The sequence below is a fragment of the Rhizobium sp. 25PS6 genome (assembly GCF_032464655.1).
In the GTDB taxonomy this organism is placed as follows: domain Bacteria; phylum Pseudomonadota; class Alphaproteobacteria; order Rhizobiales; family Rhizobiaceae; genus Rhizobium; species Rhizobium laguerreae.
On sequence record NZ_JAWDIV010000009.1, the window covers coordinates 75,148 to 87,276 of the forward strand.

At 61.9% G+C, this 12,129-nt stretch carries 10 protein-coding genes; 6 read left to right on the forward strand and 4 right to left on the reverse strand.

The features are described 5' to 3' along the window. Positions 1-5: 5 nt before the first annotated feature. The 4 genes from RWK44_RS14610 to RWK44_RS14625 all read right to left on the reverse strand — a co-directional run bounded on the left by RWK44_RS14610 (position 6) and on the right by RWK44_RS14625 (position 5,860). Complete coding sequence (locus tag RWK44_RS14610; RefSeq protein WP_316028991.1) at positions 6-1,643, reverse strand: ABC transporter ATP-binding protein; 1,638 nt, start codon at positions 1,641-1,643, stop codon at positions 6-8. Next, entirely contained in the window at positions 1,640-2,788 is a 1,149-nt protein-coding gene (locus RWK44_RS14615; protein WP_131666585.1) for an ABC transporter permease, read from the reverse strand. Before RWK44_RS14615 ends, RWK44_RS14610 begins: the two co-directional genes overlap by 4 nt. Continuing rightward, positions 2,788-3,876, reverse strand: coding sequence for a microcin C ABC transporter permease YejB (locus RWK44_RS14620; RefSeq protein ID WP_017962784.1), 1,089 nt, complete (start codon positions 3,874-3,876; stop codon positions 2,788-2,790). The genes RWK44_RS14615 and RWK44_RS14620 overlap by 1 nt, the downstream gene beginning before the upstream one ends. Before the next feature lie 151 nt (positions 3,877-4,027). Further along, the gene (locus tag RWK44_RS14625; RefSeq protein ID WP_131666586.1) at positions 4,028-5,860 is read right to left on the reverse strand and encodes an extracellular solute-binding protein; all 1,833 of its coding nucleotides are present in this window, start codon (positions 5,858-5,860) and stop codon (positions 4,028-4,030) included. Between the two features lie 247 nt (positions 5,861-6,107). Between RWK44_RS14625 and mepA the strand changes: the two genes are divergently transcribed. The 6 genes from mepA to RWK44_RS14655 all read left to right on the forward strand — a co-directional run bounded on the left by mepA (position 6,108) and on the right by RWK44_RS14655 (position 12,126). Then, complete coding sequence (mepA, locus tag RWK44_RS14630; protein WP_131666587.1) at positions 6,108-7,184, forward strand: penicillin-insensitive murein endopeptidase; 1,077 nt, start codon at positions 6,108-6,110, stop codon at positions 7,182-7,184. Between the two features lie 86 nt (positions 7,185-7,270). Then, positions 7,271-7,651: a methylglyoxal synthase gene (locus RWK44_RS14635; protein ID WP_131666588.1), complete on the forward strand. Its 381-nt coding sequence runs from the start codon at positions 7,271-7,273 to the stop codon at positions 7,649-7,651. 17 nt (positions 7,652-7,668) lie between these two features. Continuing rightward, positions 7,669-8,694, forward strand: coding sequence for a glucokinase (locus RWK44_RS14640; RefSeq protein ID WP_131640045.1), 1,026 nt, complete (start codon positions 7,669-7,671; stop codon positions 8,692-8,694). Positions 8,695-8,841: 147 nt separating this feature from the next. Then, a complete protein-coding gene (locus RWK44_RS14645; protein WP_017962779.1) occupies positions 8,842-10,629 on the forward strand; it encodes an ABC transporter ATP-binding protein in 1,788 nt (595 codons plus the stop codon). Positions 10,630-10,644: 15 nt separating this feature from the next. Next, the gene (gene dapB, locus RWK44_RS14650) at positions 10,645-11,469 is read left to right on the forward strand and encodes a 4-hydroxy-tetrahydrodipicolinate reductase (protein WP_316028992.1); all 825 of its coding nucleotides are present in this window, start codon (positions 10,645-10,647) and stop codon (positions 11,467-11,469) included. A 21-nt stretch (positions 11,470-11,490) separates the two neighbouring features. After that, positions 11,491-12,126, forward strand: coding sequence for a 2,3-bisphosphoglycerate-dependent phosphoglycerate mutase (locus RWK44_RS14655; protein WP_316028993.1), 636 nt, complete (start codon positions 11,491-11,493; stop codon positions 12,124-12,126). Positions 12,127-12,129: the final 3 nt, after the last annotated feature.

The window sequence follows — 12,129 nt, forward strand, 5'->3', positions numbered from 1 at the left end:
TTCTTTTATTGCTGTACGGCGGGTGTCGGCACCGCCTCGATGTTGAAAGCGGCGGCCATCAGCGCCCGGGTGTAATCGTCCTTCGGTGCGCGGAAGATTTCCGCTGACGGGCCCTGCTCCACCACCTTGCCGAAACGCATGACGATGACGTCGTTGGAGAGCGCCTTCACTACCTTCAGGTCGTGGCTGATGAAGAGATAGGCGAGATCGTGCTTCTTCTGCAGATCGCGCAGGAGATCGACCACCTGCGCCTGCACGCTCATGTCGAGCGCGGAGGTCGGCTCGTCGAGCATGACGAAGCGCGGCTTCAGCACCATGGCCCGGGCAATGGCGATGCGCTGGCGCTGGCCGCCGGAGAATTCGTGCGGGTAACGCCAGCGGGTCAGGGGATCGAGACCCACCTCCTCCAGCGCCCAGCAGACGCGCTGGTCGCGTTCTTCTGATGTCAGCGAGCGCTCATGCACCTTCAGCCCTTCGGCGACGATATCGCCGACCGACATGCGGGGGCTCAGCGATCCATAGGGATCCTGGAAGACGACCTGCAGCTGGTTGCGCAGCGGCCGCATCTCGCTGAATGAATAGCCGGCTATATCCTTGCCGACAAAGGCAATTCGCCCTTGCGAGGAGATCAGCCGTGTGAGCGCCAGGCCGAGCGTGGTCTTGCCGGAACCGGATTCGCCGACGACGCCGAGGGTCTGGCCGGCGCGCAGCGAAAGATCGATGCCGTCGACCGCCTTGACGTGATCGACGACGCGGCGCATCAGCCCTGATTTGATCGGGAACCAGACGCGGATGTCCGAACCTTCCATCACCAATGGTTTCGACGGATCGGCAAGCGGCGGCTCGCCGCGCGGTTCGGAGGCGAGAAGATGGCGGGTATAGTCATGCTTCGGATTGGAGAAGACCTCCTCGACGGTGCCGGTTTCGACGATCTTGCCCTTGGTCATAACGCAGACGCGATCGGCGAATTTGCGGACGATGCCGAGATCATGGGTGATGAACAGCAGCGACATGCCGTGGACGGCCTTCAACTGCCGGAGCAATTCGAGGATCTGCGCCTGCACGGTGACGTCAAGCGCCGTGGTCGGCTCGTCTGCAATCAGTAGCTCCGGCCGGTTGGCGAGTGCCATGGCGATCATGACGCGCTGGCGCTGACCGCCTGACAGTTCGTGCGGATAGGCCTTCAGCCGCTTTTCCGGTTCGCGGATGCCGACCTGGTTCAGCAATTCCAGCACGCGCTCGCGCGCCGGCTGGCCGGTAAGGCCCTGGTGCAGAGCGAGGATCTCGGCGATCTGCTTCTCGATCGTATGAAGCGGATTGAGCGAGGTCATCGGCTCCTGGAAGATCATGGTGATGTCGTTGCCGCGCACCTCCCGCAGGTCCCGCTCCGACGCCTTCAGGAGGTCCTTGCCCTTGAAGAAGATTTCGCCGGAGGGATGGCTCGCGGAGGGATAGGGCAAAAGCCGCAGGATCGAGTTGGCCGAGACCGACTTGCCGGAGCCGGATTCGCCGACCAGCGCCACGACCTCGCCTTTGGCGATATCGAAGGAGATATGATCGACGGCGAGCGAGGTTTCGCCGCCCTGATGAAAGGCAACCGAGAGATCGCGGACGGAAAGAAGGGGTTCTGTCATGTCGCTCATTGAAACGTCTTCCTCGGATCGAAGGCATCACGCACGGCTTCGCCGATGAAGATCAGCAGGGAAAGCATGATCGACATGGTGAAGAAGGCCGTCAGCCCGAGCCACGGCGCCTGCAGATTGGTCTTGCCCTGGGCGATCATCTCACCGAGCGAGGGGGAGCCTGGCGGCATGCCGAAGCCGAGGAAATCGAGCGAGGTCAGCGTCGTGATCGAGCCGGAGAGGATGAAGGGCAGGAAGGTCAGCGTCGCGACCATGGCGTTCGGCAGCATGTGCCGCCACATGATGGTGCGGTTGTTGACGCCGAGCGCGCGGGCGGCGCGGACATATTCGAAATTACGGGCGCGCAGGAATTCGGCGCGCACGATGCCGACGAAACCGACCCAGGAAAAGAGCAGCATGATGCCGAGCAGCACGAAGAAGCCTGGCGGCAGAATGGCGGCGATGATCAGCAGGATGTAAAGCACCGGCATCGACGACCAGATTTCGATGAGACGCTGCAGCAGGAGGTCGGTCCAGCCGCCGAAATAGCCCTGCACCGCACCTGCCGTGACGCCGATGATCGCCGAGCAGATGGTGAGCGCCAGGCCGAAGAGCACCGATATGCGGAAACCGTAGATGACGCGAGCGAGCACGTCTCGGGCCTGGTCATCGGTGCCGAGCCAGTTGAGATTGCCGAGGGTGCAGGCGGGATCGTTCATCCCTTGCGGATAGCCGGCGCAGCGCTCCTCCTTCGTCATCAGCCAGAACGGGGCGGTGGGCGCCGAATGCGGAATGTTCGAATTGACCGAGCGGTAGGAATAACGGATCGGCGGCCAGACCATCCAGCCATTGGCGTTGATCTCGTCGGCAATCACCGAGGAACGATAGTCGGTTTCTGCGAGGAAGCCGCCGAACTTCTCCTCGGGATAGTCGATCAGCACGGGAAACAGGATTTCGCCCTTGTAGGAGGCGATGACCGGGCGGTCGTTGGCGAGGAATTCTGCAAACAGGCTTAGCCCGAACAGCAGCAGGAACAGCCACAGCGACCAGTAGCCGCGGCCGTTCGCCCGGAAATTCTTCCAGCGACGGATGTTGGTCGGCGACAGCAGCCCCTTGCGCGGCGGCTTGACGGGGGTTGCAGTGACAGGATTTGCGGCGGCGTCCATCAGACATCCCTCCGCTCGAAATCGATGCGCGGATCGATCCAGGTGTAGATCAGGTCCGAAATCAAGCTGACGAACAGACCGAGCAGCGAGAAGATGTAGAGTGTGGCGAAGACGATCGGATAATCCCGGTTGACCACAGAGAGATAGCCGAGACGGCCGAGGCCATCGAGCGAGAAGATATTTTCGATCAGCAGCGATCCGGTGAAGAAGGCGGAGATGAAGGCGCCGGGGAAACCGGCGATGATGATCAGCATGGCATTGCGGAAAATATGGCCGTAAAGCACCTGCCGCTCATTCAGACCCTTGGCGCGGGCGGTGACGACATACTGCTTCTTGATTTCCTCGATGAAGGAATTCTTGGTCAAAAGCGTCGTCGTCGCGAAGGCTGCAAGCGAAAGCGAGATCAGCGGCAGGGTGAGGTGCCAGAAATAATCGAGCGGCTTCTGCCACCAGGCGAGCTGATCGAAATTGTCGGAAACCAGGCCCCGCAGCGGAAACCAGTCGTAGAAGGAGCCGCCGGCGAAAAGTACGATCAACAGAATGCCAAAGAGGAAGCTCGGGACGGCGTAGCCGACGACGATGACACCCGAGGTCCAGACGTCGAAGGTCGATCCGTCCTTGACCGCCTTGCGAATGCCGAGCGGGATGGAAATGGCATAGGAGAAGATCAGGATCCAGATGCCAAGCGAGATCGACACCGGCAGCTTCTCCTTGATGAGGTCGAGCACGGAGGTGTTGCGGAAGAAGCTCTCGCCGAAATCGAAGCGGATGTAATTCCACATCATCTCGCCAAAACGCGTCAGCGGCGGCTTGTCGAAGCCGAACTGTTTTTCAAGCTTGGCGATCAGTTCCGGATCGAGCCCTTGGGCGCCGCGATATCTGGAGCCTTCGTCCCCTCCTCCGTCACCCATCAGGTCACCGCCACCGGACAGGCGCTGATCGGCGCCATCGGCCTGACCGGTCAATTGGGCGATCACCTGCTCGACCGGGCCTCCCGGTGCGAATTGAATGACGATGAAGGAAATCGCCATGATGCCGACGATGGTCGGGATCATCAGAAGCAGGCGGCGAATGACATAGGCGCCCATCAGCCTTCAGCCTCCGGAAATCTTCTTCTTGTCTGCCTGCCGTCCAGTCCGATGCTGCTCAATCCGCCAGCCTTCCCTTGCCGGCCGTACCGGCTTATCATTGATTCGCTTGCGCCATTTGGAGCCGAGGCCGCCTTCAATGCAAGCCCGCTCATTTCGCCGAGGTCGACCACCAGGCATCGGGGAAGCCTAGGCTATAGGCCGGGAATTCGGCGGGATGGGTGATCGTGTTCCAATAGACGATGTTCTGGGTACCGCGGTAGAACAGCGGAATGACGTAATGGTTTGCAAGCAGTACCCTGTCCATCGCCTTGATCGCCGCGACCTGCTCATCGCGGTTCGACGCGAAGATGATCATGCGAATGAGCTCATCGACGGCTGGATTGGCAATGCCTGCGTAATTTTGAGACCCCTGCTGATTGACCGAATCGGATCCCCAATAGTCGGCTTGCTCGTTGCCAGGGTTCATGGTCTGCGCCCAGACATTCCAGATCATGTCGTAATCGAAGCTGCGTTCGCGATTGACGGCTTGCGATGCATCGACCGTCCGGACTCGCGCATCTATGCCGATTTTCTTGAGATTGCTGGCATAGGGCACCGCCCAGCGCTCCAGCATGGGGCTCGACAACAGGATCTCGAAGCTCATCGGCTGACCGGTCTTGGTATTGACCATGCGATTGCCCTTGATCTCCCAGCCGGCTTCTTTGAGAAGCGCAATTGCCTTGCGGAGGTTATCACGGCTCTTCTGCGGATCGCCACCGACCGGATTGGCATAGGGCGTGGTAAAGATTTCTGCCGGAACCTTATCCTTCATGCCCTGCAGAATTTCCAGTTCTCTGCCCTGCGGAAGGCCGGACGAGGCGAGTTCGGTATTCCAGAAATAACTGTCGATGCGTTTGTAACTGTTAAAGGCAACGGTTCGGTTCAGCTCCTCAAAATCCAGTCCATAGTTCAGCGCCTCGCGGACCCTGATGTCCTTGAAGAGGTCACGTCGCATGTTGGGTACGAGAGCCTGCATGATGCCGGTGGCGCGTAGCGGATTTGCAACCTCCTCTTTTTTGACACGCCCTTCCTTCACTGCCGGAAAATCATATCCCGTCGCCCAGCGGGCAGCAGTCGTCTCCTGCCAGTAGTGGCTATTGCCGGCGCGAAAGGCTTCGAACTCGACGTCCCGATCACCAAAATAGGTGTAGATGACGTTGCGGAAATTGTTCTGGCCGACATTCACATTGAGGTCCTTGCCCCAATAGTCGTCACGCAGTTCATAGCGTATCGTCGCGCCGGGCGAGAAGGATGCAATCTTATAAGGTCCGGATCCCATCACCGGCTCAAGCGTCGTCTTTGAGATATCGCGGGGCTTGCCATCCGGCCCTTGCCCCTCCCACCAGTGTTTCGGCACGACGACCAACTGGCCGAGAATATTCGGGAGCTCGCGGTTGTTCTTCTCGTCGAAAGTGAAGGTGACGTCGCGTTCGCCGGTTTTCTCGGCCTTCGCGACGTGGCGGTAATAGTTCGCCGTGAGGGGATTTAATTCCTTGGTCTTATCCAGACTGAAGATGACATCCTCGGGCGTTACCGGCTGACCATCCGCCCATTTCGCTTCCTTGCGCAGGCGGAAGGTCGCGCTCGAGACGTCGGTGGGGAAGGACAGGCCTTCGGCGAGCAAGCCGTAGGAGACAAGCAGCTCGTCATCTGCCGCCTTCATCAGGGTGTCGTATACGAGCGTCAGGCCTACTCCCACCTGGCCTTTGGCAAGTACCGGGTTGAAGGTGTCGAAGGCCCCGCTCGCGGAGAGGCGCAGGTCTCCACCCTTCGGGGCATTAGGGTTCACATAGTCGAAATGAGTAAAGCCCGGCTTGTACTTCATCTCGCTGATGACCGAGCTTCCGATCTGAAACGGCTGGCCTTCAGCCAATGCCGTCCGCGGCGCCAGAGCACCCGCAAGCGACAGAAACAGACCGATTTTCGACCACAAAGCCGCCATTCCCATTTTCCCCTGAATATTGATGGATACGACAATACGAGAAATAGGGGCGAAAAACAGGAGAGAGTCTGGTTTTTGCCGGGCTCGCGAAATTTTGAGCCGCCAGCTCCTTTCAATGCCTGAGGCGCTGCGGCGTTCCGTCACCGGCCCCTCCTGCGCCCGTCCAGCCAAAACATCGATTCACCAAAATCGCTTTTCAGGATAGATTCGAGTGCAAATCACTTCGACATCGAATTAAGGGAACAGCATGGCTTTCGGCTTCGCCCAGGCTTTCAGGACATTAGGCACACTGGCGCTTGCAGGCGCGATCGGCGCAGGCCTTGCCGTTGGCGACGTCGGCGCTGAGCAGAAGACACCGAGCCCGGGCAGCGCCAAGGGGCAGTTCGGCGCCGTCGACCTGCCGACGCAGGGGCCGGCACAGCCGATCGGCTTTTACGCAAAGGGCTGCATGACGGGTGCGGTGGCGCTGCCGACCGACGGGCCGACCTGGCAGGCGATGCGGCTTTCGCGCAACCGTCGCTGGGGCAATCCGGCCATGATCGCGCTCTTGGAGCGGTTTTCGCAGGATGCGGTCAAATATGCCGGCTGGCCGGGCATCCTTGTCGGCGATATCGCGCAACCACGCGGCGGGCCGATGCTCAACGGCCATTCCTCGCACCAGATTGGCCTCGATGCCGATATCTGGTTTAGCCCGATGCCGGCGCGCCGCATGACGGCCGAGGAGCGCCAGGATCTGCCCTTCACCACCATGCTGCAGAAGGGCAAGTTCCTGACCGTCGACCCCAAGGTGTGGACTCAATCGCACGCGCGGCTGCTGATGCTCGCGGCGAGCTATCCCGAAGTGGAGCGCATCTTCGTCAATCCGGCGATCAAGAAGAAGATGTGCGACACCTGGGCCGGCGACCGCACCAACCTTGGTAAGCTCCGGCCGATATACGGTCATGACTCGCATTTCCACATCCGCATCAAATGCCCGCCGGGCGCTGCCGGATGCACGCCGCAAGCTCCTGTCCCCGCCGGCGACGGCTGCGACAAGTCGCTCGCCTATTGGTTCACGCCGGCGCCTTGGGCGCCGCCGAAACCGCCCAAGCCCGGTGCCAAGCCGCCCAAGCCGCCGCGTGAGATGATGGTCACCGATCTGCCCAACGCTTGCGCCGCCGCGCTCAACGCCGCTTCCGTCGCTTCGATGCAGGCCGCCACCTATGGCGGACCCTCCGCCGCAAGCGCGCTCGCCGCCGCTCCGGCAGCCGCGTCGGCTGACGGCGCCGATGGCGCGTTGCCGGATGTCGGCCCGGTTCCGAACGACAAGCCGGCGATCCAATGAAGGGGTGGATGCGCTGTCTTTCAAATCGCAGGCTCTTGGTATACAGCGGTCAAATCGATTGAACTGTGGGGGCGGGGATTCACTTCATGGCCGGCGGCAAATGCCTTGCGCTGATCGCGCATGACCAGAAGAAGGACGATATGGCGGCATTCGCCCGCGCCAACCGCGACATTCTCTCGCGCTGGAAGATCGTCGCGACGGGCACGACCGGCGGGCGGGTGCTCGACGCCGCTCCCGACCTCAACGTTACGAGGCTGAAAAGCGGACCGCTCGGCGGCGACCAGCAGATCGGCGCGCTGATTTCGACCGGCGAGGTCGACGCCCTGATATTTTTCGTCGACCCTTTGACGCCGATGCCGCACGATGTCGACGTGAAGGCGCTGATGCGGCTGGCGATCGTCTATGATATTCCGATGGCGCTCAACCACGCGACCGCTACAAAACTTCTTCCCACACTCGAAGCCTGATCAGCACGGAACCGGCCATGCCAAAACCGAACAACAGCACCGCTCCGCTGCCTTTCCCGATCCTGATCGGCGATATCGGCGGCACGAATGCCCGCTTCTCCATCCTGGCCGATGCCTATGCCGAGCCGAAGCAGTTTCCGAACGTGCGCACGGCGGATTTCGCCACGATAGATGAAGCGATCCAGCAAGGCGTGCTCGACAAGACTGTCGTGCAGCCGCGCTCGGCGATCCTCGCCGTCGCCGGCCCGATCAACGACGACGAGATCCCGCTGACCAATTGCGACTGGGTGGTGCGGCCGAAGACGATGATCGAGGGCCTCGGCATGGAGGATGTGCTCGTCGTCAACGATTTCGAGGCGCAGGCGCTGGCAATCGCCGCGCTTTCGGATGAAAACCGCGAACGCATCGGCGACGCCACCGGCGACATGATCGCCTCCCGCGTCGTGCTCGGACCGGGCACCGGCCTCGGCGTCGGCGGGCTCGTGCATGCCCAGCACAGCTGGATCCCGGTTCCCGGCGAAGGCGGCCATGTCGATCTCGGGCCGCGCAGCAAGCGCGATTATGAAATCTTCCCGCATATCGAGACGATCGAAGGCCGCGTTTCGGCCGAACAGATCCTGTGCGGGCGCGGCCTCGTCAACCTCTACCATGCCATTTGCGTGGTCGACGGCATCGAGCCGACGATGAAGGATCCCGCCGACATCACCTCGCACGCGCTTGCCGGCAGCGACAAGGCAGCCATAGAGACCGTCTCGCTGTTTGCCACCTATCTCGGCCGCGTGGCGGGCGACATGGCGATGGTGTTCATGGCGCGCGGCGGCGTCTATCTCTCAGGCGGGATTTCGCAGAAGATCATCCCGGCGCTGAAGAGGCCGGAATTCCGCATCGCCTTCGAGGACAAGGCGCCGCATACGACGCTGCTTCGCACTATCCCGACCTATGTGGTGACGCATCCGCTGGCGGCGCTTGCCGGGCTTTCCTCCTATGCGCGCATGCCGGCGAATTTCGGCGTCTCGACGGAAGGCCGCCGCTGGCGGCGCTAACCCCGGCATGCAAGGCAATAGAGCGTTCTTGGCGCGTCCCATCCGGACGCGCGGCGCTCTAGCCAAACCGGTCCCAACTCTTTATAGACCCCGGCAAAAGTGCGTGTCGCCCTCGCGGGGCGCTTGGCCCGAGACAGGAAACCCTATTTGGAAGCGGCGGAAAGCAGAACGCAGAGCGTCAGCAGCGATACCGTAACCGGCATCCTGAAGCGCATCATCGCTGAAAACGGCCGCGACCATCTGTGGGGCTATGTCTTTGCGATCGCCTGCCTCATCGTGGTGGCGCTTTCGACGGCGTTCACCGCCTGGATCATGCGGGCAATCATCGACGAGGCCTTCGCCAATCGGCGCGCCGACGTCGTCTGGATCATCTGTCTTTCGATCTTCATCGCCTTCGTGCTGCGCGGTTTTGCGAGCTATGGCCAGGCGGTGGCGCTTTCCAGGGTCGGCAACGATATCGTCGCCCGTTACCAGCGCCGGCTCTATGCGCATCTGATGACGCTTTCGGTCGGCTTCTTCAGCGAGGCGCGCTCGGCCCATATCGCCGCGCAGGTGAGCCAGAACGTCAGCGGCATCCGCGACGTGCTCAACCTGACGATCACCTCGACGGTGCGCGACCTGCTGACCTTCGTTTCGCTGCTCGCCGTGATGATCATCCAGGATCCGCTGCTCAGCCTTGCCGTGTTCATCATGGCGCCGCCGCTACTCTATGCACTGCGTTATGTTTCCAAGCGGCTGCGCTCGGCGACCCGCGAGGCCGTGCATCTGAACAGCCATGTTCTCGGCGCCATGCAGGAGACGATCCAGGGCATCGCCATCGTGAAAGCCTTCACGATGGAAGAAGAACTGGAACGCAAGGTCAACAAACTGATCAAGGGCGCCGAAAGCCGGGCGAACCGGATTGCCCGGCTTTCCGAACGCACCTCTCCGCTGACGGAAAGCTTCGCAGGTTTTGCCGTCGCCAGCGTGCTTGCCTATGCCGCCTACCGCTCGATCTACTTCAATGTGCCGCCGGGCGCCTTCTTCTCCTTCGTCACGGCGCTGCTGCTTGCCTATGACCCGGCCCGCCGGCTTGCCCGCCTGCAGGTTCAGATGGAGCGTGCCGTCGTCAATGCGCGGATGATCTATGAACTGCTCGACATGGAACCGCGCCAACGGGACCTGCCGGATGCCCGGCCGCTGACGGTGACGCAGGCAAGGATCGAATTCCGCAATGTTTCCTTCGCCTACGGCAATGAGAGCGTGCTCAGCGGCGTCAGTTTCACCGCCGAGGGCGGCGCGACCACAGCGCTGGTCGGTCCCTCCGGCGCCGGCAAGTCCACCGTCATCAGCCTCATTCCGCGCTTCTACGATCCGCGCGAGGGCGAAATCCTGATCGACGGACAGGACATCGCCCACATCACCAAGAAGTCGCTGCGCCAGCAGCTCGCCTATGTCTCGCAGCAGCCCTATCTGTTCGAGGGCACGATCCGCGACAATATCCGCTATGGCCGGCCGGAAGCGACCGATGCCGAGGTGGAAGAGGCGGCCCGGCTTGCCTATGCGCATGACTTCATCTCGGCACAGCCGCAGGGTTACGAGACACCGGTCGGCGAAAACGGCGTGACGCTTTCGGGCGGCCAGCGCCAGCGGCTATCGATCGCGCGCGCTTTGGTGCGCAATGCGCCGATCCTGCTTCTCGACGAGGCGACCTCGGCCCTCGACACCGAATCCGAGGCGGCCGTGCAGAAAGCGCTCGACGAAGCGATGAGCGGACGCACCGTCGTCGTCATCGCCCATCGGCTTTCGACCGTGGTGCGGGCCGACAAGATCGTCGTCATGCAGCAGGGCCGCGTCGTCGAGGAAGGCAATCACGAGACGCTTGCGAAGGTCAGCGACGGTCTTTACGCTCGCCTCAACAACCTGCAGAGGCCTTCGGCCTCCGATTCAAACTGACCTGGTGAGACTGACATGAGCGATGCTGCGATGAAACTGGTGGTGGTTGGCGCAGCAGGACGCATGGGGCAGACGCTGATCCGGCTCATCCATTCCATCGAGGGCGTGAGGCTGCATGCCGCGGTCGAGCGCGCCGGCTCGCCCTTCGTCGGCAAGGATGCCGGCGAGATCGCCGGTCTCGGCCCGACCGGTGTCACCATCGGCGACGATCCGCTCAACGCTTTTCTCGATGCCGAAGGCGTGCTCGACTTTACCTCGCCTGCCGCAACGGTAGAATTTTCAGGCCTTGCCGCGCAGGCCCGCATCGTCCATATCATCGGCACGACGGGCTGTTTACCCGACGACAATGCCAAGATCGCCGCGGCGGCGCGCCATGCCCGCATCGTCAAGTCGGGCAATATGAGCCTCGGGGTCAATCTGCTCGGCGTGCTCGCAGAGCAGGCAGCGCGTGCGCTTGATCCTGATGACTGGGATATCGAGATCCTGGAAATGCACCACAAGCACAAGGTGGATGCGCCGTCCGGCACCGCCCTTCTCCTCGGCGAGGCCGCGGCAAAGGGGCGCGGCATCGATCTTGCCTCGCAATCGGTCCGGGTGCGCGACGGCCATACCGGCGCCCGCGAGGCGGGCACGATCGGCTTTGCGACGCTGCGCGGCGGCTCCGTCATCGGCGAACATTCCGTGCTTTTTGCCGGAGAAGGTGAAATCGTCACCCTGTCGCACAGTGCGGCCGACCGCTCGATCTTTGCGCGCGGCGCCATCAAGGCCGCCCTTTGGGCGCGCGACAAGAAGCCGGGTCTCTATTCCATGCTCGACGTGCTCGGGCTTTCTTCCTCATAACGATACTACGGAGGCATATTCATGAGCGGTACCCTCGTCCTCGTTCGCCACGGCCAGAGTGACTGGAATCTGAAGAATCTCTTCACCGGCTGGAAGGATCCCGATCTGACCGAGCTCGGCATCCAGGAAGCCAATACAGGCGGTGCGGCGCTCGCCGAATACGGAATCAAATTCGACGTCGCCTATACCTCGGTGCTGGTGCGTGCGCAGCACACGCTGAAGCTCATCCTCGACAAGGTCGGCCAGCCCGATCTCCCGACGATCCGCGACCAGGCGCTGAACGAGCGCGACTACGGCGACCTCTCGGGCCTCAACAAGGACGATGCACGCGCCAAATGGGGCGAGGAACAGGTGCATATCTGGCGCCGCTCCTATGACGTGCCGCCTCCCGGCGGTGAAAGCCTGCGTGACACCGGCGCCCGCGTCTGGCCCTACTACCTCACAGAAATCCTGCCGCGCGTGCTCAGGGGCGAGAAGGTGCTGGTTGCCGCGCACGGCAATTCGCTGCGCTCGCTTGTCATGGTGCTCGACAAGCTCACCCGCGAAGGCGTGCTTGCCCTCAATCTCGCGACCGGCGTGCCGATGGTCTACACGCTGAAGGCGGATTCCACCGTCGCTTCCAAGGAAGTGCTCGGCGATATGTCGGGCGCACATTGATCT